This window comes from Kitasatospora sp. NBC_01246, from assembly GCF_036226505.1.
Taxonomy (GTDB): domain Bacteria; phylum Actinomycetota; class Actinomycetes; order Streptomycetales; family Streptomycetaceae; genus Kitasatospora.
In genome coordinates, this window is sequence record NZ_CP108484.1 from 5,268,564 (window position 1) to 5,291,646 (window position 23,083).

Here is a 23,083-nt window from a genome sequence, read left to right on the forward strand (position 1 = left end):
GGCCGGTGTCTTACCGGGCGTTAACCGGGCCCGTACACACCGGAAGCGCGCGGGGCGTAGCGTCCCGTGCGCGTGGTCCCGGCCCGACCCCCACGCGGGCCGGGACCGCGCGCCCCGGGCGGTCGGATTCCCGTGCGGCCACCGGCCGTTCCGGTCCCGGGGCGGGGCGCCTAGGCTCACCGGTATGGACACCTGCCGGGTGATGCGACAGGACGACAACGGCAACCGCTACGTGGTCGCCAAGGGGCTGGACCGGGCCGAGGCCGAACGGCTGGCCGCGGAGTTCGAGGCCCGCGGGCACAAGCAGCTGTACTGGGTGGAGGCCGAGGCCGCATAGGGTCGGGGCCATGGAGAACCGGATCGTCGTCGGGGGCGCGCTCGTCCACCGGGGCCGGGTGCTGGCCGCCCGCCGCAGTGCCCCGGCCGAGGTGGCCGGGCGCTGGGAGTTCCCGGGCGGCAAGGTCGAGCCCGGTGAGACGCAGCCGCAGGCGCTGGAGCGCGAGCTGCTGGAGGAACTCGGTGTCCGGGCGAGGGCGCTGGAGCCGTTGCCCGGGGCGTGGCTGGTCCGCCCGGGGCTGGAGCTGCGGCTCTGGGTGGCCGAACTGCTCTCCGGCGACCCGCGGCCGCTGCAGGACCACGACGAGCTCCGCTGGCTCGGCCCCGCCGAGCTCGACGGGCTCGACTGGCTCGACCACGACCGCGAAGTCCTCCCGCACCTGACCCGCCTGCTGGCCGGGGCCGACAGCGCGCGCTGACCGCCGCGCGCCCGGCGTGCCCGCCCGCACCACGGGAGGGGCGGGCGGGCCGCCCGCGCCACGCGCGATACGCCAGGTAGGTCAATCGGAAAAGAGGACCCATAAGCCGGGATAGCCTGGGTTCTGCTGGGTATGTCGCTTTTCGGCACCATTCGTCACCATCGGTGAGCCGTCCCCAGCCGGCGACGCCGATCCCGACCAGAGCCGGAGGCCCCGTCGGTGTCGAGTACCGGTCACGGTGGCGGGGGAGCACGAGGCACGGGCACCGGGGGGAGTGCCGCCGCGCGCGCCCGCCTGCGCCGTGGCGCGCGCCCGCAGCAGCAGCCGCCGCAACCGCCGGCCGGCCGCCGCCGGGGGGACGGCGGCGCCCCCGAGGCCGATCCCGCGGACCGTCCCGCGACGTCCATGGTGGCGCCCGACGCGTCCCCGTCGGCGGGCCCCCGCAGCCGCCCCGGCCGCCCCTTCCCGGGCGCCCCCGGAGCCGAGCCGGGCGGCACGGGCGGCCACCGCGAGGGCAATCTGCTCGACGTGGTGAAGGTGGCCATCGCCATCCTGGACACCGCCGGCCGGGTGGTGCTCTGGAGCCCGGCCGCCGAGGAACTGCTCGGCTGGCCGAACGAGCTGCTGGTCGGCCGCCGGATCGACGAGCTGATCCCGGACGAGGACCAGGTCACCCGGATCCGCACGGCGATCCAGGACACCCTGCGCCACGGCCGCTGGGCCGGCCTCACCGAGCTGCGCGACCGGGACGGCGAGGCGGTCACCGTCGACGCCCGGATCTCCCTGCTGGTGGACGGCGACGGCACGCCGTTCCTCCAGGTCAACCTGGCCGAGGCGGCCGCCGTCCGGGCGGTCGAGCGGGACCTCGCCGTCCGGGACGCGCTGTTCGAGCAGTCCCCGCTGGGCATCGCCGTCCTCGACACCGACCTGCGCTACACCGCCGTCAACCAGACCCTGGCCGAGATGAACGGCATGGTCACCGAGGACCACGTCGGGCGGACCACCGGCGAGACCCTGCCCGAGCGGGCCGCCGACGAGATCACCGCCATCCAGCGCCAGGTGCTGGCCACCGGCGAGCCGGTCATCGACGTCACCCTGGCCTCGCCGGTCACCGCCCGCTCCGGGTACCGCTCGATCTCCTACAGCCGGATGACCGACCGGGCCGGCCGGGTGCTCGGCATCTCCGGCACCGTGATGGACGTGACCGAGCGCTACCGGGCGGTCGCCAAGGTCGAGCACGCCCGGCGCCGGCTCTCGCTGCTCAACGAGTTCGGCTCCCGGGTCGGCGACCTCCTGGACGCCTCGCGGATCGCCCAGGAGCTGGCCGGCGCCGTGGTGCCCCGGCTCACCGACCACTCCGCGGTGATCCTGCTCCAAGCCGTCGCGCACGGCGACGACCTGCCCCGGCACGGCCACGACCGCCGCACCTCGCTGCTCCAGCTGGGCACCGCCTCCGTCCAGGACGGTCCCGAGGTCGAGGTGATGCTCCGGCGCGGCGCCCGGATCACCTTCTCCGAGGACTCCGCCTGCGGGCGGGTGCTGCGCACCGGCGTCCCCGAGCTGCTCTCCGGCGCCGACCAGCTGAGCGACGTCACCTACCCGGGCGACCCGAAGATGCAGGCCGCCCACGACCTGGGCGTGCACTCGATGCTGGTGGTGCCGCTGCGGGCCCGGGGCATCGTGATCGGCCTGCTGCTGGTCAGCCGGGCCGGCTACCGCGAGGGCTTCGACCGGGACGACCTCGCCTTCACCGTCGAGCTGGCCGACCGGGCCGGCAGCTCCCTCGACAACGCCCGGCTCTACGCCCGGGAGCGCACCGCCGCGCTCACCCTTCAGCGCACCCTCCTCCCGCAGCAGGTCCCGCAGCCCACCGGCGTCGAGGTCGCCTACCGCTACGTGCCGGGCAGCATCGGCACCGAGGTCGGCGGGGACTGGTTCGACGTCATCCCGCTGCCCGGCGACCGCACCGCGCTGGTGGTCGGCGACGTGATGGGCCACGGCCTGCGGGCCGCCGCCACGATGGGCCGGCTGCGCACCGCCGTCCGCGTCCTGGCCGCCCTCGACCTGCCCCCGGACGTGCTGCTGCGGCACGTCCACGAGCTGGCCGACGACCTCGCCCAGGGGCCGGACGAGGCGCTGCTGGCCACCTGCGTCTACGCGGTGTTCGACCCGGCCACGGCCCGGCTGACGGTGTCCAAGGCCGGCCACATCCCGCCGGTGCTGGTGGTGCCCCGCGAGGGCGCCGAGGAACCGACCCGCACCGGCGGCCCGCTGCTCGGCGGGACCGGCCGGATCCTCGACCTGCCGTCCGGCGCTCCGCTCGGCGTCGGCGGCGTCCCCTTCGAGTCGGTCGAGCTCAAGATCCCCGAAGGCAGCCTGCTCGCCCTGTGCACCGACGGGCTGGTGGAGTCCCGGGACAAGGACCTCGACGTCGGCCTCGGCCGGCTGGTCACCGTGCTCCAGGAGCCGCACGCCTCCATCCAGGCGGCCTGCGAGGCGGTGCTGGCCACCATGGAGCAGGGCCGCGAGCCCGACGACGTGGCGCTGCTGCTGGCCCGGCTCGGCCACGGCCAGGCCGGCACCCCGACGGCCGGCTGGACGCTGCCCGCCGAGCCGACCGCCGTCAGCCGGGCCCGTCGGCTGGTCCGCGCCGCGCTGGTCGAGTGGGGCGTCGAAGCGCTCACCGACACCGCTGAGCTGCTGGTCAGCGAGCTGGTGACCAACTCGGTCCGCTATGCGAGCGCCCCCATCGGAGTACGGTTGACGCTGGGCGAGACGCTGCTGGTCGAGATCTCCGACCCGCTGCCCGACCCGCCTCGCGAGCGTCACGCGGCGGAGGCCGACGAGGGCGGCCGGGGCCTGGAACTCGTCCGCCGGCTGGCACTGCGCTGGGGCGCGCGGGCCGAGGGCATGGGCAAGGTCGTCTGGTTCGAGCAGGCGCTGCCGGGTAATGAGCCCGAGGAGCCGGGTGACGAGTAGGACGCGAGTAGAACGGGACCGCATATGCCAGCAGGGGGCCGGGGGGAGCGCGCACTCCGGCAGGGGGCGCGAGCGTGGCATTGTGGTTGCGCGGGCGGTAGGACAAAAACCTTCGCCCGATCTGATGTTGTGATGTTGAGGGCGTGTGAACGTACCCCTCGATGATGAATACTCGGTCTTCTCGGCATCCGGACGGTCGCGGGTTTGGAGGGGTCGGTCCGTTGAACAGCACCCCGGCGCGTAACGCGCCGAGCAGCAGCGGTCATGCCGCTGTGCCCGGGCAGGCCGGTTCGCCACACCTGCCCGCCCCGGCCGCGGGGCAGGGCCGGGCGGCCCGCCCGGTGGTCGGCGCCCACCAGTGGGGCGCGGGGGACCCGGGCTCGATCTACGACTACATCCGGGTCGCCACCTTCGCGATCGGCCCGGACGGCCGGATCAGCCAGTGGAGCGAGCGCGCCGCCGAATTCTTCGGTGTGCCCGCCGTCGAGGCGGTCGGCGCCGATCCGATCAGCACCTTCGTCCCGCGCGAGCTCTGGCAGCGCGGCCGCACCCGGCTGGAGCGCACGCTGGCCGGCGAGGAGTGGGTGGGCACCACGCCCTACCGCGACGCCACCGGCGGCGAGGGCCTCGCCGAGCTCTACCTGATGCCCGACAGCGCACTGCCCACCGCCGGTGCCACCTGTCTCGCGGTCGACCTCGGCCGGCTGCGCCGGATCGAGACCGACCTCGCCGCCTCCGAGGCCGTCTTCGGCCAGACCCCGACCGGCTTCGTCCTGTTCGACGACCGGCTCCGGCTCCAGCGGGTCAACGACGCCTTCGCCTCGGGGGTCGGCCTCGCCCCCACCGACCTCGAAGGCCTGACCGCGCACGACCTCTTCCCGGCCCCCGAGGCCGACCGGCTGACCGCCGCCCTGCGCAAGGTCCTCGCCACCGGCGAGCCCGTCTTCGACCTCCGCTTCCACTCCGCCGTGCCGACCCGCGAGGGCAACCGGCTCTGGGCCGTCTCGCTCTACCGCCTCAACGGCTCGGCCGGGCAGCCGATGGGCGTGGCCGGCCAGGTCTCCGACGTCACCTCCCGGCACGTCGCCGAGCGCGAGGCCGACGGGGTGCGCCGCAACCTCGCCCTGCTCAACGAGGCCAGCGCGCACATCGGCTCCACCCTCGACCTGGAGACCACCGCCAAGGAGCTGCTGGACGTCGTCGTCCCGCCGTTCTGCGACCTCGCCACCGTCGACCTCTACACCGCGCTGCTCTCCGGCGAGACCGTCCCCAGCGCCGGCCGCTACGGCGACGGCGTGCTCACCGACGGCAGCGGCGAGCTGCGCCGGGTCGCCGTCTCCAGCGTGGTCGGCGGCGCCTCCTCCGTACTCGGCTCGGTCACCGGCCTGCCGATCGCCGAGGCCGGCGGCACGCTCTGCTACCCGCGCCGCTCACCGCACGCCCGCGCGCTGCGCACCGGCCGCAGCGTCGTCCCCGAGCCCGGGCCGGACCCGCTGCTGCGCTCCACGCTGATCGTGCCGCTGGTCGCCCGCGACCAGGTGCTCGGCCTGGTCCAGCTCTCCCGCGCGATCGGCAGCGAGCCGTTCGACGCCCGTGACGTCGCCATCGCCGAGGAACTGGTGGCCCGCGCCGCCGTCTGCATCGACAACGCGCGGCTCTACCGCCGCGAGCACGAGCGCGCCCTGATCCTGCAGCGCAGCCTGCTGCCCCCGGGCAACCCGGCCGCCAGCGGCCTGGAGATCGCCTGCCGCTACCTGCCCAGCAACAACAACACCGAGGTCGGCGGCGACTGGTTCGACGTCATCCCGCTGCCGGGCAACCGCACCGCGCTGGTCATCGGCGACGTGATGGGCCGCGGCCTGCGCGCCGCCGTCGCGATGGGCCAGCTGCGCACCGCCGTCCGCACCCTGGCCATGCTCGACCTCGACCCCGCCGAGGTGCTCACCGCCCTCGACGAGATCGCCCGCGGGCTGGGCGACGACTCCGCGCCCGCCGGCTCGCCCACCCCGTACGGGCGGCTCACCTCGACCGCCGACGAGGAGGCCCGCGAGGTCTACCTGGCCACCTGCGTCTACGCGGTCTACGACGCCGTCACCCGGCGCTGCGTCTTCGCCAACGCCGGCCACCTGCCGCCCGTCCTGCTCAGCCCCGACGAGCCCGCCCGGATGCTCGACGTCCCGCCCGGCCTGCCGCTCGGCGTCGGCGGCGAGCCCTTCGAGGAGGTCGAGCTGACCCTGCCGGACGGCGCCGTCCTCGGCCTGTACACCGACGGCCTGGTGGAGAGCCGCAAGCACCAGCTGGACGAGGGCCTGCGCGCCTTCCGCATCGCACTGTCGGCGGAGGGCAAGAGCCTGGAGAACCTCTGCGACCACGTCCTCGGCGAGCTCAACCCGCACCACGGCGAGGACGACATCGCCCTGCTGATGGCCAAGGTGCACGCCTTCCCCGACGACGCCGTCGGCAACTGGTTCCTGCCGCCCGAGCCGACCTCCGTCGCCAAGGCCCGCGAGCTGGCCTGCAGCTGGCTGCTGGCGCGCGGTCTGGACGAGCTGGTCGACACCACCGAGCTGCTGGTCAGCGAGCTGGTCACCAACGCGCTGCGGCACGGCCGGGGCGAGATCCGGCTGCGACTGCTGCGCGACCGCAGCATGGTCTGCGAGGTCTGGGACGACGGCTACGCCCAGCCGCGCCAGCGGCGCGCGCAGGAGACCGACGAGGGCGGGCGCGGGCTCCAGCTGGTCAGCCTGCTGGCCGAGCGCTGGGGGAGCCGGCGGACGCCCAAGGGCAAGATCGTCTGGTTCGAGCTGTCGCTGTAGGGCCGGTCGCCCCCGGACCGGTCGCTCCCGGCCGGGCACGCTCGGGGCCGCCGCGCGGATCGGCTGTCCGGGTGCAGTCCCCCGGCGGCCGCCGTGTCGGGACGGCCGCCCCGACCGGGTCGGCGTTCGATGGCCGCCATGCGCGTCCGCCAGCTCACCGCCGCAGCCGCCGCGCTGCTGCTCGCCACCGGCGCCCTGGCCGGCTGCTCCGGCGGCCCGGCCCCGGCCCGCCCGCCGGTACCGGCTCCCGTACCGGCCCCGCCCACCGCCGTCACCGGGGACGTCGGCCCGCCCGACCGTGCCGCCGTCCGGGAGGGCGGCACGCCACGCTGGGCGCTGGACGCCGCGCCGGCCACGCTCAACGTCTACCAGCCGGCCGCGACCGCCGACAGCGCGCTGCTCGCCCACGCCCTCTACCCCTCGCTGTTCCGGCCGGACGAGCACGGCCGGCCGGTCGCCGACCCGGACTACCTGGAGTCCGCCGAGTGCACCCCGCCCGGACAGCAGCCGCAGGTGGTCACCTACCGGCTCAGCCCGCAGGCCGTCTGGAGCGACGGCACCCCGCTCTCGGCCGCCGACTTCGGCGCGCAGCGGGCCGCCCTCTCCGGCCTCGACCCGGCCTACGCCGGGAACCGTCCGGCCGGGTACGACGCGATCGACTCGATCACCGAGGGGGCCGGCCCGCACGAGGTGAAGGTGACCTTCCGGCGGCCGTACGCGGAGTGGCGCGCCCTGTTCGGTCCGCTCTACCCGGCCGCGGTGACCGGCTCCCCGGCGGCGTTCAACCGGCCGCTGACCGACGGGCCGGAGCCGAGCGCGGGTCCGTTCCAGCTCTCCCGGTACGACCCGGCGGGCGGGCGGGTGAGCCTGGTGCGCAGCCCTAACTGGTGGGGCGACCGGCCGAAGGCGGACGGGATCGACTTCCTGGTGGTCCCGGCCGAGGGCCGGCTGGACGCGCTCGACCAGGACCGGCTGGACATCGCCTCGCTCACCGCAGCGGTCGACCGGGCCGGCTCCACCCCGGCCGCTCCACCCACCCCGGCCGCGTCCGCCTCCGCCTCCGGGGCCGCCTCCGGGGCCGGGTCCGCCTCCGGCTCCGGGTCCCCGGCCGCGACCGCGTCCGCGACCCCCGCCGCCCCGCCCGCCGCCCCGCCCGCTGCGGCGCCGGAGGCCGCCGACCGGGCGCTGCGGCGGGCGGAGGCCCTGCCCGGCATCACCGTGCACCGGGCCGCCGCGGCCGCGCTCACCGAGCTCACCCTGAACGCCGCCCGCGGCCCGCTCACCGACCCGGCCGTCCGGCTCGCCCTGGCCCGCGCGGTCGACCGGCGCCGGGTCGCCGGTGCCGCGCTCACCCCGCTCGGCCTCGCCGCCGCCCCGCTCGGCAGCCACCTGTTCGCCGGTGACCAGGACGGCTACCGGGACAACAGCGCCGCGCTCGGCCCGGCGGACGCGGGCCGGCTGCTGGACGCGGCCGGCTGGAAGCGGCCCGCGGCCGGCGCCACCCGGCTCCGGGACGGCCGGGAGCTGGCCCTCGCCCTGCTGGTCCCGGCCGGCTCGGCCACTGCCCGGCGCACCGCCGACGCGCTGACCGCCGACCTCGCCGGCGCGGGCATCGCGCTCCGGACGGTGGCGGCGCCCGCCGAGGCCTTCGTCCGGGACCACCTGGCGACCGGCGACTACGACCTCGCCCTGTTCTCCTGGCCGGCCGGACCCCACCCGGCGGTCGAACAGCGTGCCGTCTACGCCAAGCCGCGCCCCGGCGCGGACGGCGCCCTGGAGGCCGGCAGCAACTACGGCCGCTCGGGGACGGAGGAGATCGACCGCCTCTTCGACCGCGCGGCCGCCGAACTCGACCCCGCCGCCCACCTGGCCCTGCTCCAGGAGGCCGACACCCGGATCTGGCAGCTGGGCCACTCGGTACCGCTCTACCAGCGGCCGGACCTGGTCGCGGTCCGGTCGGACGTGGCGGGCGCGGGCGCCTGGGGCTTCGGCCGGCCGCGCTTCCAGGACGTGGGGTTCCGCGGCCCCTGACCGTGCGCGGGGCGGGGCGGACCACGCGGACGACGCCCGGCCCGGCCGGGCCCGGCGGTGCGTGACCGGGAGGCCCCGGCACGGCGTCGGCCGGGTGCCGTGCCGGTGATCCACCTGTGATCTTGATCCCGCCCGACCTGCCCGTTTCTGCCGACCTGGAGGGTTCCCCGTACGATAGGAGGAAGCCGTGGCATGTCCTGCCCGGCGGGTGGACCGGTAGTAGCAGGCGGAACGGGCGGCGGTGATCACAACGGATCGCCGGTCGGCGTCACGCAGCCGGGCGCCGAAACCCACGATTCCGGGAGAATCCGCTCAGCATGCCCACGCGCAATGACATCCGCAACGTTGCCATCGTCGCCCACGTCGACCACGGCAAGACCACTCTGGTCGACGCCATGCTGAAGCAGGCCGGTGCCTTCGCCGCCCACCAGCACCTCGATGACCGCATGATGGACTCCAACGACCTGGAGCGCGAGAAGGGCATCACCATTCTCGCGAAGAACACCGCCGTGAAGTACCACCCCAAGGAGGGTGGCGCCCCGATCACGATCAACATCATCGACACCCCCGGCCACGCCGACTTCGGTGGTGAGGTCGAGCGCGGTCTGTCCATGGTGGACGCGGTCGTTCTCCTGGTCGACGCCTCCGAGGGTCCGCTGCCGCAGACCCGCTTCGTGCTCCGCAAGGCGCTCACCGCCAAGCTCCCGGTGATCCTCTGCATCAACAAGACCGACCGTCCGGACTCCCGGATCGACGAGGTCATCAACGAGACCTACGACCTCTTCCTGGACCTCGACGCGACCGAGGAGCAGATCGAGTTCCCGATCGTCTACGCCTGTGCGCGTGACGGCGTCGCCTCGATGACCAAGCCGGAGGACGGCAGCGTCCCGGCCGACAGCGACTCGCTGGAGCCGTTCTTCTCGACCATCCTGTCGGCCGTCCCGGCCCCGACCTACGACGAGGACGCCCCGCTCCAGGCCCACGTCACCAACCTGGACGCGGACAACTTCCTCGGCCGCATCGCGCTCTGCCGCGTCGAGCAGGGCGAGCTGCGCAAGGGCCAGCAGGTCGCGTGGATGAAGCGTGACGGTTCGATCCAGCAGGTCAAGATCACCGAGCTGCTGATGACCGAGGCGCTCACCCGCAAGCCGGCCGAGGTGGCCGGCCCCGGCGACATCTGCGCCGTCGCGGGCATCCCGGACATCATGATCGGCGAGACCCTGGCCGACCTGGAGAACCCGATCGCGCTGCCGCTGATCACGGTGGACGAGCCGGCCATCTCGATGGTCATCGGCACCAACACCTCGCCGCTGGTCGGCAAGGGCGGCAAGGGCCACAAGGTCACCGCCCGCATGGTGAAGGACCGCCTGGACCGCGAGCTGATCGGTAACGTCTCGCTCCGCGTGCTGCCGACCGAGCGTCCGGACGCCTGGGAGGTCCAGGGCCGTGGCGAGCTGGCGCTGGCCATCCTGGTCGAGACCATGCGCCGGGAGCTCTTCGAGCTGACCGTCGGCAAGCCGCAGGTCGTCACCAAGGTCATCAACGGCAAGACCCACGAGCCGGTCGAGCGGATGACCATCGACAGCCCCGAGGAGTACCTCGGCGCGATCACCCAGCTGATGGCGACCCGCAAGGGCCGCATGGAGACCATGACGAACCACGGCTCCGGCTGGGTCCGCATGGAGTTCATCGTCCCGTCGCGCGGCCTGATCGGCTTCCGGACCCAGTTCCTGACCGACACCCGCGGCACCGGCATCGCGCACTCCATCTTCGAGGGCCACGAGCCGTGGTTCGGCGAGCTCCGGATGCGCAACAACGGCTCGCTGGTGGCGGACCGCGCGGGCGTCGTGACGCCGTTCGCGATGATGGGCATCCAGGAGCGCGGCACGCTCTTCGTCGAGCCCACCACCGAGGTGTACGAGGGCATGATCGTCGGCGAGAACTCGCGCCAGGACGACATGGACATCAACATCACCAAGGAGAAGAAGCTCACCAACATGCGTGCGGCCTCCTCCGACACCACCGAGAACCTGGTGCCGCCGCGCAAGCTCTCGCTGGAGCAGTCGCTGGAGTTCTGCCGCGAGGACGAGTGCATCGAGGTGACTCCGGAGACGGTTCGCATCCGTAAGGTCGTCCTGGACCAGAAGGAGCGCGGCCGCACGGCTTCGCGCGCCAAGAAGGCGTGACCACTTCCTTCTGAGCGCCCTTTGGCCTGAATCGATCGCCCCCCTTTCCAACGGAGAGGGGGGCGATCGTTTTCACTACTCCACGCTGTCGACGCGCGTATAAACGGAATATCGCTTAACACAGCAAGGTGTCCGCTGAGCGAACGTGACAGTCCGTCATTCATGACGACTGTCCGTTTGATGCCTGTCTGAGTATGTCTCTTATGTCCGATTTTCGAAACTTACCGACCGTTCATGTGACCTAATTGAGATCGCTAGTGGTCACTTTCGTGTCCGTGCGTGACGGATAGTGGGTGCAGTCAGGCTCGGGTCAAGGGTTAACGCGCAGGGGTGCGCGCCGAAACCACGAGCGCGGACAGCACAACGGAAGCGGCGTCAGCCGACCGTGGTGCTCTCCTCGTTGGAAAGTCGATTTCAGGAGGCATCCCCCATGCGCGGTGCAACCCAGACCAAGTGGATCGTCGCGGCGACCGCTATCGCCCTCGCGGCGACCGCTTGCAGCACCAGCTCGAAGAGCAGTGACAAGGCCTCTTCCGGCGGCGGCACCATCGCCGTCCAGCTCGGCGAGCCGCAGCACGGTCTGGTTCCCCAGAACACCGCGGAGTCCGAGGGTGCCGAGGTTCTCGGTGCCGTCTTCGCCGGCCTGGTCGAGTACGACAACAAGACCAACGAGCCGAAGCTGCGCGTCGCCGAGTCGATCGAGAGCGCCGACAGCAAGCTCTGGACGATCAAGCTGAAGGACGGCTACACCTTCCACAACGGTGAGAAGGTGACCGCCCAGTCGTTCGTCGACGCCTGGAACTGGGGCGCCAACCAGGACAACGCGGCCGAGGGCCTGCCGTTCTTCGCCAAGATCGAGGGCTCCGAGGACCTGGCCCCGGGCAAGGACAAGAAGCCGACCACCGACAAGCTCAAGGGCCTGACGGTCGTCGACGACAAGACCTTCACGGTCTCCCTGACGCAGCCGTTCTCCCAGTTCAAGACCATGCTGGGCTACAACGCGTTCTACCCGCTGCCCAAGGCGTTCTTCACCGACCCGAAGACGTTCGCCGACAAGCCGATCGGCAACGGCCCGTTCGAGATGGACGGCGCCTGGGAGCACAACAAGCAGATCAAGGTCAAGCGCTACGAGAACTTCCCTGCCTCGGACGGCAAGGCGAAGCTCCAGGGCGTCACCTTCAAGATCTACGACAACCTGGACACCGCGTACAACGACCTGCGCGCCGACAACATCCAGGCCACCGACAAGCTGCCGATCTCGGCCCTGTCGAGCGTCAAGGGCGAGTTCGGCGACCGCTACATCTACAAGCCGGAGTCCGGCGTCGGCTACATCGGCTTCCCGATCGCCACCAACCCGGCCACCTACGGCAAGCCGGAGATCCGCAAGGCGATCTCGATGGCGATCGACCGCGAGGCGATCACCAAGACGATCTTCTCGGGCACCCGCGTCCCGGCCGACGACTTCATCAACCCGCTGATCCCGGGTTACCGCAAGGGCGCCATGGGCGACGCGGCGAAGTACGACCCGGCCAAGGCCAAGGCGCTCTTCGACCAGGCCGGCGGTGTTCCCGGCAACACCATCGAGCTGGGCTACAACGCCGACGGTGGCCACAAGGAGTGGATCGAGGCCGTCGCGAACCAGCTGAAGAAGAACCTGGGCATCGAGGTCACCACCAAGCCGTTCGAGAAGTTCGGCAAGATCCTCGACGCGCTGGGCGAGAAGCAGTACTCGGGCGCCTTCCGCATGGCGTGGTCGATGGACTACCCGTCGATCGAGAACTACCTCCGTCCGATCTTCTCCAAGGTCGCGATCGAGAACGGCTCGAACTACGGCGGCTACGTCAACGACAAGTTCGAGGACCTGCTGAACCAGGCCGACCAGGCGAAGACCCAGGACGAGGGCCAGAAGCTGTACCAGCAGGCCGACGACATCCTGGTGCAGGACCTGCCGTACATCCCGGTGTACACCTACATGTCCTCCGCCGCGTACAGCAAGAAGATCAAGAACTTCGACACCGACGCCCAGGGCCGTATGAACCTGGACGAGGTCGAGCTCGCCGGCTGATCCGGTAGTCAGACGAACGGGGGCGGGCGGACCGGACTACAGTCCCGGTCCTCCCGCCTCCCTTCCTTGCTTGAAAGTGTGGAGGTCTGATGGGCCGCTATGTCATCCGCCGACTGATACAGGCGATCCCTGTCCTGCTCGGTGCGACTCTGCTGATCTATGCCCTGGTTCACTACCTGCCCGGTGACCCGGTGCAGGCGCTGGCCGGTGAGAAGCGGGCCGACCCGCTCGTGGCGGAAATGATCCGCCAGAAGTACCACCTGAACGACCCCTTCCTGCTGCAGTACTGGAACTACATCTCAGGGGTCTTCAAGGGGGACCTCGGCGAGAGCCTGACCGGTCGCTCCGTGACCGACATGATCAGCGAGGCGTTCCCGTACACCGTCAACCTCGCCCTGGTCGCCTTCATCATGGAGGCAGTCATCGGCGTGCTGGCGGGTGTCATGGCGGCCCTGCGCAAGGGCAAGTTCATCGACCAGCTGGTGCTCATCAGCACCCTGTTCGTGATTTCCATCCCGGTCTTCGTCACCGGCTTCGTGCTCCAGCTGGTGCTGGGCGTGAAGCTCAAGACCGACTACGGCGTCGACTTCTTCCCGGTCTCCTTCAACGAGGAGGACGGACTGCGGGCCTACCTGCTGCCGGCCTTCGTGCTGGCGTCGACCTCGCTCGCGTACGTCGCCCGACTGACCCGCACCAGCCTGATGGAGACCATGCGCGCGGACTACGTCCGCACCGCGGTCGCCAAGGGTCTGAAGCGCCGTCGGGTGATCGGCCGCCACGCCCTGCGCAACGCGCTGATCCCGATCGTCACCTTCCTCGGTGCCGACCTCGGCGGTCTGATGGGTGGCGCGGTCATCACCGAGAAGATCTTCAACATGCACGGCATCGGCGGCCTGCTGGCCCAGTCCGTGTACCAGAAGCAGGGCACGGTGATCGTCGGCATGGTCACCCTGCTGGTGATGATCTACCTGATCACCACCCTGCTCGTGGACCTGCTGTACGCCGTGCTCGACCCGAGGATCCGCTATGAGTGACACCATCACCGTGGGCAGCGAGGCGCCCGAGGACAAGACCCCGAAGGCCGCGCCGGAGAAGAAGCAGAAGCCCGAGCGCGTCGCCAGCCTCTGGTCCGACGCACTGCGCGACCTGCGCCGCAACCCGGTCTTCATCATCGGCGCGGTGCTCGTCTCCGCCCTGCTGGTGATCGCCGCCGTGCCGCAGCTGTTCACCGACGGCAGCCCGCTCTCGGGCGACGCGTGCGACCTGGCCAACTCCCTGAAGCGCCCGAGCGCCGAGCACTGGTTCGGCTTCGACGTGCAGGGCTGTGACGTCTACACCCGCACCATCTGGGGTGCCCGCAACTCGATCATCGTCGGTGTGCTCACCACCACCACGGTGACCGTGATCGGCGCCCTGCTCGGCCTGCTGGCCGGCTGGGTCGGCGGCATGGTCGACAGCATCCTGTCGCGCTTCACCGAGATCTTCTTCTCCATCCCGCTGCTGCTCGGCGGCATGCTGATCATGTCGATGCTCGGCAAGGGCAACGCCTACACCGTCTCCGTCGTGATGGCCGTGCTCGGCTGGCCGCAGATCTTCCGCATCATGCGCGCCTCCGTGCTGGCCAACAAGCACAACGACTACGTGATGGCGGCCAAGGCGCTCGGCGCCGGCAGCTTCCGGATCACCTTCCGGCACATCCTGCCGAACGCCATCGCGCCGGTGATCGTGGTCTCCGCGATCAGCCTGGGTGTGTACATCGGTGCCGAGGCCGCGCTGTCCTACCTGGGCATCGGTGTCCAGTCCCCGGAGATCTCCTGGGGCCTGATGATCAGCGACGCCCAGCCCCGCTTCCTGACCGCCCCGCACGTGCTGCTCTTCCCGTCCGCGGTGCTGAGCGTCACGGTGCTGGCGTTCATCATGCTCGGCGACGCGGTGCGCGACGCCCTCGACCCGAAGCTCCGCTGAGAGAAGAGGTGACGACCCGATGACCACCGTGATCGAGAAGAACCAGAAGAGCGGCCGCCTCGAAATCGGCACCCCGCTGCTGGAGGTCCGTGACCTCCACGTGGAGTTCCACACCCGGGACGGCGTCGCCAAGGCCGTGAACGGCGTCAACTACTCCGTTTCCGCCGGTGAGACCCTGGCGGTGCTGGGTGAGTCCGGCTCCGGCAAGTCGGTGACCGCCCAGACCATCATGGGCATCCTGGACATGCCGCCCGGCAAGATCAGCCAGGGCCAGATCCTCTTCCGCGGCGAGGACATGCTCGCCATGAAGGAGGAGCAGCGCCGGCTGATCCGCGGCCAGAAGATCGCGATGATCTTCCAGGACGCGCTCTCCTCGCTGAACCCCGTGATGACCGTGGGCGACCAGCTCGGCGAGATGTTCCGGGTGCACAAGGGCATGTCCAAGAAGGACGCCCGGGCCAAGGCCGTCGAGCTGATGGAGCGGGTGCGCATCCCCGCCGCCAAGCAGCGCGTCGGCGACTACCCGCACCAGTTCTCCGGCGGCATGCGCCAGCGCATCATGATCGCGATGGCGCTCTCCATGGAGCCCGACCTGATCATCGCCGACGAGCCCACCACCGCCCTGGACGTCACCGTCCAGGCCCAGGTGATGGACCTCCTCGCGGAGCTGCAGGCCGAGTACAACATGGGCCTGATCCTGATCACCCACGACCTCGGCGTGGTCGCCGACGTCGCGGACAAGATCGCCGTGATGTACGCCGGCCGGATCGTCGAGACCGCCCCGGTCCACGACCTGTACGCCAACCCCGCGCACCCGTACACCAAGGGCCTGCTCCGCTCCATCCCGCGCCTGGACCAGAAGGGCCAGGAGCTGTACGCGATCAAGGGCCTGCCTCCGAACCTGCTGAAGGTCCCGGCCGGCTGCGCGTTCAACCCCCGCTGTGACGTCGCCACCGACCAGTGCCGCACGGAGATCCCGAAGCTGCACCAGGTGACCGACAAGGACGGCACGGAGCTCACCGGCCGCCGCAGCGCGTGCCACCTCTGGAAGGAGACCCTCCATGGCTGAGCCCATCCTGGAGGTCAAGGACCTGGTCAAGCACTACCCGCTGACCCAGGGCATCCTCTTCAAGAAGCAGGTCGGCGCGGTCAAGGCGGTCGACGGCATCTCCTTCGACCTGATGAAGGGCGAGACGCTCGGCATCGTCGGCGAGTCCGGCTGTGGCAAGTCCACGCTGGCCAAGGTGCTGATGAACCTGGAGCGGGCCACCTCCGGCCAGGTGCTGTTCAAGGGCGAGGACATCTCCAAGCTGTCCGGCTCCGCCCTGAAGGCGGTCCGCCGGAACATCCAGATGGTGTTCCAGGACCCGTACACCTCGCTCAACCCGCGCATGACGGTCGGCGACATCATCGGCGAGCCCTTCGAGATCCACCCCGAGGTGGCTCCCAAGGGCGACCGCCGCAAGGCCGTCCAGGACCTCCTGGACGTCGTCGGCCTGAACCCGGAGTACATCAACCGGTACCCGCACCAGTTCTCCGGCGGCCAGCGCCAGCGCATCGGCATCGCCCGCGGCCTCGCGCTCAAGCCCGAGATCATCATCTGCGACGAGCCGGTCTCCGCCCTGGACGTCTCCGTCCAGGCGCAGGTGATCAACCTGCTGGACCAGCTGCAGAGCGAGTTCGAGCTCTCGTACATGTTCATCGCGCACGACCTCTCGATCGTCCGGCACATCTCCGACCGCGTCGGCGTGATGTACCTCGGCAAGATGGTCGAGATCGGCACGGACGAGGCGATCTACGAGAACGCCACGCACCCGTACACCCAGGCGCTGCTCTCCGCGGTGCCGGTGCCGGACCCGACGGCGCGCGAGTCCCGGGACCGGATCATCCTGACCGGCGACATCCCCTCGCCGGCCAACCCGCCGTCCGGCTGCCGGTTCCGCACCCGCTGCTGGAAGGCGGAGGAGCGCTGCGCCACCGAGGTCCCGCTGCTGGCGGTGCCCAGCACGCTCAGCGGTGCGGCGGCCCACGAGTCGGCCTGCCACTTCGCCGAGGTCCGGGAGACGGCCGCCGCCGTCTGATCCCCGAGGCGTTCCCCGGAAGGGCCCGCGGCTGTCGAAGCCGCGGGCCCTTCCGGCGTTTCGCGCTCCTGTGGCGGCGTCAACCCCGGGCGGGGTCCGCTGCACCCGTCCGGGGGTACCTGGCTCGCGCCGCCGGGCCACCGCGCTTCTCATGGGGTGTGATGCGACACACACCTTGAGGAGGGACCTCCATGCCCGCAGCCACTCGCGCTCGATGGGTCCTCGCCGCTGCGACATCTGTGGCCCTGGTGGCCAGTGGGTGCAGCAGTAGCGGCGGAGGCAGTAGTTCGTCGGACAGCGGCAAGACCTTCAGCTACCAGAGCAGTGAGCCGCAGAACCCCTTGCAGCCCGCGAACGCGAACGAGACCGGCGGCGGCCGCATCCTGCAGAACCTGTTCAAGGGGCTGGTGGACTACGACCCCAGCAACGCGAAGATCCGGATGCAGGTCGCGGACTCGATCGAGACCAGCGACTCGCAGACCTTCAACGTCACCCTGAAGACCGGCTGGACGTTCCACGACGGCACCCCGGTCACCTCGAAGAACTTCGTCGACGCCTGGAACTGGGGCGCGACCACCAGCAACAACCAGATCAACAGCTCCTGGTTCTCGGACATCGAGGGCTACCAGGACGTCCACCCGGCCAGCGGCCAGCCGACCGCCACCGCGATGTCCGGCCTGACCGTCGTGGACGACACGCACTTCACCATCAAGCTGCACACCAAGGTCTCGTACTTCGAGTACAAGCTGGGCTACATCGCCTTCTCCCCGCTGCCGACCGCCTTCTTCAGCGACCCGACCGGGTTCGGACAGAAGCCGGTGGGCAACGGCGCCTACCAGTTCGTCAGCTGGAGCCACAACCAGCAGGTGGTGACCAAGGCGTACCCGAACTACCAGGGCGTGGACAAGCCGAAGAACGGCGGCATCGTCTTCAAGATGTACAACACGTCCGAGGCCGCCTACGCGGACCTGCAGTCCAACAACCTCGACGTGATGGACCAGGTGCCGCCGTCCGCGCTGGCGACGTACAAGAGCGACCTGGGCGACCGGGCGATCGACTCGCCGCAGGGTGCGATCCAGAACATCGGCTTCACGCTCTACCAGCCGGACTGGGCCGGCCCGGACAAGGCGAAGGTCCGTCAGGGGCTGTCGATGGCGATCGACCGCGACACCATCACGAAGACCGTGCTGCAGGGCTCGCGCAAGCCGGCCTCCGCGTGGGTCGCCGAGGGCGTCGAGGGCTACAAGGCCGGCCAGTGCGGCGACAACTGCACCTTCGACGCCACCAAGGCCAAGCAGCTGATCGCCGAGGGCGGCGGCGTCCCCGGCAACAAGCTGACGATCACCTACAACGCCGACGGCGGCCACAAGGAGTGGGTGGACGCGGTCTGCAACTCGATCCGGCAGAGCACCGGCGTGGACTGCGTGGGTGACCCGAAGCCCGACTTCAAGACCGCCCGCGCGGCGATCACCGGGCACCAGATCAACGGCGCCTTCCGCACCGGCTGGGTTCAGGACTACCCGCTGAACGCCAACTTCATGGCCGACGTCTACCGCACCGGCGCCGCGTCCAACGACTTCGGCTACAGCAGCCCGCAGTTCGACCAGCTGGCCACCGAGGCGGACCAGGCGGCCAGCGTGGCGGACACCGTGACGGGCTACCAGAAGGCGGAGACGGTGCTGGCGAACGACATGCCGGCCATCCCGCTCTGGTACTACCGCACCAACTCGGGCTACTCGGCGAACGTCCAGAACGTGAAGTTCGACTCCTTCGGCAACCCGGCCTGGACCCAGGTCGAGGTCAAGGGCTGATCCAGCCCCTCGCGCCGGCCCCGCCCTCCCCGCACGGAGGGCGGGGCCCGGGCACTCGACCCCCACGCGGCCCTGCGCACCCGGTCACGGGCCGACCAGTCACCTAGGAAGGAGGCTCGGATGGGAAGTTATGTGCTGCGGCGGGTGCTGCAGATGATCCCGGTGTTCTTCGGCTCCACATTCCTGATCTTCCTGATGGTCTACACGCTGCCCGGGGACCCCGTCGCGGCGCTCTTCGGGGACAAGGCCGCGGACCCGGCGGTGGTGGCCAATCTGAAGCACAAGTACTACCTCGACCAGCCGCTATGGAAGCAGTACCTGCACTACATGGGGAACCTCTTCCAGGGCGACTTCGGGACGAGCTTCACCGGCCGCTCGGTCACCGACATCATGGCGGACGCCTTCCCGGTCACCATCAGGCTGGCGCTGATGGCCTTCGCCTTCGAGCTGATCGTCGGGCTGGCGCTCGGCCTGGTCTCCGGCCTCAGGCGCGGCAGCGTCCAGGACACCCTGGTGCTGGTCCTGACCCTGGTGGTGATCTCGATCCCGGTGTTCGTGCTGGCCTACATCGCCCAGACGATCTTCGCGACCAACCTGGGCTGGGTCACCCCGACCGTGCAGGACTCCAAGGACCTCTCCCAGCTGATCCTGCCCGCGATCGTGCTGGGATCGCTCTCCCTCGCCTACGTCGCCCGGCTCACCCGGACCTCGATCGGGGAGAACCTGCGGGCGGACTACATGCGCACGGCGGTCGCCAAGGGCCTGCCCCGGCGCACCGTCATCACCCGCCACCTGCTCCGCAACTCGCTGATCCCGGTGGTCACCTTCCTCGGGACCGACCTGGGCGCGCTGATGGGCGGTGCGATCGTCACGGAGGGCATCTTCAACGTCCAGGGCATCGGCAACGTGCTGTACCGGGCGATCAACCAGAAGGAGGGCCCCACCGTGGTCGGCATCGTGACCGTCCTGGTGATCGTCTACCTGGTCGCCTCCCTGATCGTCGACCTGCTCTACGCGGTCCTGGACCCGAGGATCCGTTATGCCTGACCTGCATGACGAGGGCGAGTTCAAGCCGCACGCGGCCCCGGGTCTCGACCACCTGGACTACGCCGGCGAGCAGGGCATGGCGGTCGAGCAGGAGACCCTGGTCGAGGGCGATCCGGCCAAGCGGGAGGAGGCCCGCAGCCTGTGGGGCGACGCCTGGCGGGACCTGCGGCGCCGGCCGATCTTCCTGATCTCGGCGGTCCTGATCCTCCTGCTGGTCGTGATGGCGATCTTCCCCTGGGCCTTCACCGACGCCGATCCGCGCAAGGCCGACCTGGTCAACGACTACCTCAAGCGCCCGGACTGGTCGGACTTCTTCGGCGCCGGCTGGTTCGGCTACGACGGCCAGGGCCGGTCCATCTACGCCCGGGTGGTCTACGGGGCCCGCGCCTCGATCACCGTCGGCATCTTCGTGACCCTGGGGGTCACCCTGCTCGGCGGGCTGACCGGGATGGTCGCCGGGTACTTCGGCGGCGCGGTGGACGCCGTGATCTCCCGCGTCGTCGACATCTTCTTCGGTATCCCGCTGCTGCTCGGCGCGCTGGTCCTGCTGGGCGCGTTCTCCGCCCGCACGGTGTGGAGCGTGGTCATCGCCCTCGCGGTGCTCGGCTGGACGCAGATCGCGCGCGTCATGCGCGGGGCCGTCCTGACCGTCAAACAGTCCGACTACGTGGTGGCCGGCCGGGCGCTCGGCGCGAGCACCGGGCGGTTGATGTTCCGGCACATCCTGCCGAACGCGATCGCGCCGGTGATCGTCGTCGCCACGATCGCGCTGGGCGGCTACATCGCGACCGAGGCCACGCTGAGCTTCCTCGGCATCGGCCTGCAGGATCCGACCATCTCCTGGGGCATCGACATCGCCTCCGCCCAGAAGGTCATCCGGACGGCCCCGTACGTGCTGTTCTTCCCGGCCGTGGCGCTCTCGATCACCGTGCTGGCCTTCATCATGCTGGGTGACGCGGTGCGCGACGCCCTCGACCCGAAGCTTCGCTGAGCGAGGGGACTCATCGTGACCACAGCTGTCGACACCGGCAAGCCCCAGCGGGAGACGCCCTACGAGGGGCCGCTGCTGGACGTCCGGGACCTGCACGTGGAGTTCGTCACCCGGGACGGCGTGGCGAAGGCGGTCAACGGGGTCAACTACAGCGTCCGGGCGGGGGAGACCCTGGCGGTGCTGGGGGAGTCCGGTTCGGGCAAGTCGGTGACCGCGCAGGCGATCATGGGCATCCTAGACATGCCCCCGGCCCGCATCCCGCAGGGCGAGATCCGCTTCCGGGGCCGGGACATGTTGACGATGGGCAAGGAGGAGCGCCGGAAGATCCGCGGCCAGAAGATCGCGATGATCTTCCAGGACGCGCTCTCCTCGCTGAACCCGGTGCTGAGCGTGGGCTTCCAGCTCGGCGAGATGTTCCGGGCCCACCACGGGGCGTCGCGCAAGGAGGCCAAGGCCAAGGCCGTCGAGCTGATGGACCGGGTGCGCATCCCGGCGGCGAAGGAACGGGTCAACGACTATCCGCACCAGTTCTCCGGCGGCATGCGCCAGCGCATCATGATCGCGATGGCGCTGGCCCTGGAGCCGGACCTGATCATCGCGGACGAGCCGACCACCGCGCTGGACGTGACCGTGCAGGCGCAGGTGATGGACCTGCTGGCCGAGCTGCAGGCCGAGTTCCACATGGGGCTGATCCTGATCACCCACGACCTCGGCGTGGTCGCCGACGTCGCGGACAAGATCGCCGTGATGTACGCGGGCCGGATCGTCGAGACCGCCCCCGTGCACGAGCTGTACGCGCGGCCGGCCCACCCGTACACCCGGGGCCTACTGGACTCGATCCCGCGGCTGGACCAGAAGGGCCAGGAGCTCTACGCGATCAAGGGGCTGCCGCCCAACCTGCTGCGGATCCCGCCGGGTTGCGCGTTCAACCCGCGCTGCCCGCGCGCCCAGGACATCTGCCGGGCCGAGGTGCCCGAGCTCTTCCAGGTCACCGCGGACGACGGCAGCGAGCTGGCCGGGCGGGGCAGTGCCTGCTTCTTCTGGAAGGAGACCCTCCATGGCTAGCCCGCTCGGGCCCGCGGTGCCCAAGGAGGAGGCGTTCGCGCAGGCCGTGCGGCCCGGCGAACCGATCCTCGAAGTCCGGGACCTGGTCAAGCACTTCCCGCTGACGAGGGGCGTCGTCTTCAAGAAGCAGGTCGGCGCCGTGAAAGCGGTCGACGGGGTCAGCTTCGACCTGATGCAGGGGGAGACGCTCGGCATCGTGGGGGAGTCCGGCTGCGGCAAGTCCACGCTGGCCAAGGTGCTGATGAACCTGGAGCCGGCCACCGGCGGATCGGTGCGCTACAAGGGGGAGGAGATCTCCCGGCTCTCCGGCTCCGCCCTGAAGGCGGTGCGGCGCAACATCCAGATGGTGTTCCAGGACCCGTACACCTCGCTCAACCCGCGGATGACGGTCGGTGACATCATCGGCGAGCCGTACGAGATCCACTCCGAGGTGGCGCCGAAGGGCGACCGGCGCCGGGCCGTCCAGGACCTGCTGGACGTGGTGGGTCTGAACCCGGAGTACATCAACCGGTACCCGCACCAGTTCTCCGGCGGTCAGCGCCAGCGCATCGGCATCGCCCGGGGGCTGGCGCTCAAGCCGGAGGTGATCATCTGTGACGAGCCGGTCTCGGCGCTGGACGTCTCCGTCCAGGCGCAGGTGATCAACCTGCTGGAGCAGCTGCAGGGCGAGTTCAACCTCTCGTACATGTTCATCGCGCACGACCTCTCGATCGTCCGGCACATCTCCGACCGGGTCGGCGTGATGTACCTGGGCAAGATGGTGGAGATCGGCTCCGACCGGGAGATCTACGACCACGCGACGCATCCGTACACCCAGGCACTGCTCTCCGCGGTGCCGGTGCCGGACCCGACGGCGCGCGAGTCCCGGGACCGGATCGTGCTCGTCGGGGACGTGCCGTCGCCGGCCAACCCGCCGTCCGGCTGCCGGTTCCGCACCCGCTGCTGGAAGGCGCGGGACAGGTGCGCCGTGGAGGTGCCGCTGCTGGCCGCCCCGGCCTGGCTGGACGGGCACGCCCGGCACGACTCGGCCTGCCACTTCGCGGCGGAGCGCGGGGGCCCGGACGGCGGGGAGGGCGCGGCGGGCACGCCGGAACCCCCACCCGAATCCAGTTGACACAGTTGTCCTGACCACGCACCAAGGGCGCGTCCTCCCTCCGGAGGGCGCGCCCTTGCGTTGTCCTGCGGAAACGCCGGAATTCCCGGCCCGAAAATGATCATTACGCTCCGTAAAGCATCGAATACCGGAGCTTATTGTTCGTTATCCGGAAACCGGAACGCGGCATTCCAGGTT

16 protein-coding genes are annotated in these 23,083 nt (G+C 70.7%); all 16 read left to right on the plus strand.

All coding sequences use genetic code 11. The features are described 5' to 3' along the window. Positions 1-184: 184 nt before the first annotated feature. On the plus strand, positions 185-337 hold the full coding sequence (locus tag OG618_RS23015; RefSeq protein WP_329489432.1) for an SPOR domain-containing protein: 153 nt from the start codon (positions 185-187) through the stop codon (positions 335-337). 10 nt (positions 338-347) lie between these two features. Then, positions 348-755, plus strand: coding sequence for an NUDIX domain-containing protein (locus OG618_RS23020; RefSeq protein WP_329489433.1), 408 nt, complete (start codon positions 348-350; stop codon positions 753-755). Between the two features lie 405 nt (positions 756-1,160). Continuing rightward, a complete protein-coding gene (locus OG618_RS23025; protein ID WP_329489434.1) occupies positions 1,161-3,734 on the plus strand; it encodes a SpoIIE family protein phosphatase in 2,574 nt (857 codons plus the stop codon). Between the two features lie 221 nt (positions 3,735-3,955). Beyond that, positions 3,956-6,550 carry a SpoIIE family protein phosphatase gene (locus OG618_RS23030; protein ID WP_442906854.1) on the plus strand — a complete coding sequence of 865 codons (2,595 nt, stop codon included), beginning with the start codon at positions 3,956-3,958 and terminating at the stop codon, positions 6,548-6,550. A 138-nt stretch (positions 6,551-6,688) separates the two neighbouring features. Then, positions 6,689-8,581 carry an ABC transporter family substrate-binding protein gene (locus tag OG618_RS23035; protein ID WP_329489435.1) on the plus strand — a complete coding sequence of 631 codons (1,893 nt, stop codon included), beginning with the start codon at positions 6,689-6,691 and terminating at the stop codon, positions 8,579-8,581. Between the two features lie 317 nt (positions 8,582-8,898). Next, positions 8,899-10,767: a translational GTPase TypA gene (gene typA, locus OG618_RS23040; protein WP_329489436.1), complete on the plus strand. Its 1,869-nt coding sequence runs from the start codon at positions 8,899-8,901 to the stop codon at positions 10,765-10,767. A gap of 430 nt (positions 10,768-11,197) precedes the next feature. Continuing rightward, positions 11,198-12,832, plus strand: coding sequence for a peptide ABC transporter substrate-binding protein (locus OG618_RS23045; RefSeq protein ID WP_329489437.1), 1,635 nt, complete (start codon positions 11,198-11,200; stop codon positions 12,830-12,832). A gap of 89 nt (positions 12,833-12,921) precedes the next feature. Then, positions 12,922-13,866 carry an ABC transporter permease gene (locus OG618_RS23050; protein ID WP_329489438.1) on the plus strand — a complete coding sequence of 315 codons (945 nt, stop codon included), beginning with the start codon at positions 12,922-12,924 and terminating at the stop codon, positions 13,864-13,866. Beyond that, positions 13,859-14,797, plus strand: a complete 939-nt coding sequence (locus OG618_RS23055) for an ABC transporter permease (RefSeq protein WP_329489439.1) — start codon at positions 13,859-13,861, stop codon at positions 14,795-14,797. Before OG618_RS23050 ends, OG618_RS23055 begins: the two co-directional genes overlap by 8 nt. Before the next feature lie 19 nt (positions 14,798-14,816). Continuing rightward, positions 14,817-15,866 (plus strand): ABC transporter ATP-binding protein, encoded by a 1,050-nt coding sequence (locus OG618_RS23060; RefSeq protein WP_329489440.1) that lies wholly within the window; start codon positions 14,817-14,819, stop codon positions 15,864-15,866. Then, positions 15,859-16,878 carry an ABC transporter ATP-binding protein gene (locus OG618_RS23065; RefSeq protein WP_329489441.1) on the plus strand — a complete coding sequence of 340 codons (1,020 nt, stop codon included), beginning with the start codon at positions 15,859-15,861 and terminating at the stop codon, positions 16,876-16,878. The genes OG618_RS23060 and OG618_RS23065 overlap by 8 nt, the downstream gene beginning before the upstream one ends. 191 nt (positions 16,879-17,069) lie before the next feature. After that, complete coding sequence (locus OG618_RS23070; RefSeq protein ID WP_329489442.1) at positions 17,070-18,689, plus strand: peptide ABC transporter substrate-binding protein; 1,620 nt, start codon at positions 17,070-17,072, stop codon at positions 18,687-18,689. A 120-nt stretch (positions 18,690-18,809) separates the two neighbouring features. Beyond that, positions 18,810-19,736: an ABC transporter permease gene (locus OG618_RS23075; RefSeq protein WP_329489443.1), complete on the plus strand. Its 927-nt coding sequence runs from the start codon at positions 18,810-18,812 to the stop codon at positions 19,734-19,736. Between the two features lie 76 nt (positions 19,737-19,812). After that, a complete protein-coding gene (locus OG618_RS23080; RefSeq protein WP_329492231.1) occupies positions 19,813-20,727 on the plus strand; it encodes an ABC transporter permease in 915 nt (304 codons plus the stop codon). 15 nt (positions 20,728-20,742) lie between these two features. Beyond that, positions 20,743-21,792 (plus strand): ABC transporter ATP-binding protein, encoded by a 1,050-nt coding sequence (locus tag OG618_RS23085; protein WP_329489444.1) that lies wholly within the window; start codon positions 20,743-20,745, stop codon positions 21,790-21,792. Next, positions 21,785-22,906 carry an ABC transporter ATP-binding protein gene (locus tag OG618_RS23090; protein ID WP_329489445.1) on the plus strand — a complete coding sequence of 374 codons (1,122 nt, stop codon included), beginning with the start codon at positions 21,785-21,787 and terminating at the stop codon, positions 22,904-22,906. Before OG618_RS23085 ends, OG618_RS23090 begins: the two co-directional genes overlap by 8 nt. The last annotated feature ends 177 nt before the right edge of the window (positions 22,907-23,083 follow it).

What these genes read in the sequence shown, in the direction of transcription:
- OG618_RS23015 (WP_329489432.1), top strand. Translation starts at nt 185, where the DNA reads ATGGACACCTGCCGGGTGATGCGACAGGACGACAACGGCAACCGCTAC.
- OG618_RS23020 (WP_329489433.1), top strand. Translation starts at nt 348, where the DNA reads ATGGAGAACCGGATCGTCGTCGGGGGCGCGCTCGTCCACCGGGGCCGG.
- OG618_RS23025 (WP_329489434.1), top strand. Translation starts at nt 1,161, where the DNA reads ATGGTGGCGCCCGACGCGTCCCCGTCGGCGGGCCCCCGCAGCCGCCCC.
- OG618_RS23035 (WP_329489435.1), top strand. Translation starts at nt 6,689, where the DNA reads ATGCGCGTCCGCCAGCTCACCGCCGCAGCCGCCGCGCTGCTGCTCGCC.
- typA (WP_329489436.1), top strand. Translation starts at nt 8,899, where the DNA reads ATGCCCACGCGCAATGACATCCGCAACGTTGCCATCGTCGCCCACGTC.
- OG618_RS23045 (WP_329489437.1), top strand. Translation starts at nt 11,198, where the DNA reads ATGCGCGGTGCAACCCAGACCAAGTGGATCGTCGCGGCGACCGCTATC.
- OG618_RS23050 (WP_329489438.1), top strand. Translation starts at nt 12,922, where the DNA reads ATGGGCCGCTATGTCATCCGCCGACTGATACAGGCGATCCCTGTCCTG.
- OG618_RS23055 (WP_329489439.1), top strand. Translation starts at nt 13,859, where the DNA reads ATGAGTGACACCATCACCGTGGGCAGCGAGGCGCCCGAGGACAAGACC.
- OG618_RS23060 (WP_329489440.1), top strand. Translation starts at nt 14,817, where the DNA reads ATGACCACCGTGATCGAGAAGAACCAGAAGAGCGGCCGCCTCGAAATC.
- OG618_RS23065 (WP_329489441.1), top strand. Translation starts at nt 15,859, where the DNA reads ATGGCTGAGCCCATCCTGGAGGTCAAGGACCTGGTCAAGCACTACCCG.
- OG618_RS23070 (WP_329489442.1), top strand. Translation starts at nt 17,070, where the DNA reads ATGCCCGCAGCCACTCGCGCTCGATGGGTCCTCGCCGCTGCGACATCT.
- OG618_RS23075 (WP_329489443.1), top strand. Translation starts at nt 18,810, where the DNA reads ATGGGAAGTTATGTGCTGCGGCGGGTGCTGCAGATGATCCCGGTGTTC.
- OG618_RS23080 (WP_329492231.1), top strand. Translation starts at nt 19,813, where the DNA reads ATGGCGGTCGAGCAGGAGACCCTGGTCGAGGGCGATCCGGCCAAGCGG.
- OG618_RS23090 (WP_329489445.1), top strand. Translation starts at nt 21,785, where the DNA reads ATGGCTAGCCCGCTCGGGCCCGCGGTGCCCAAGGAGGAGGCGTTCGCG.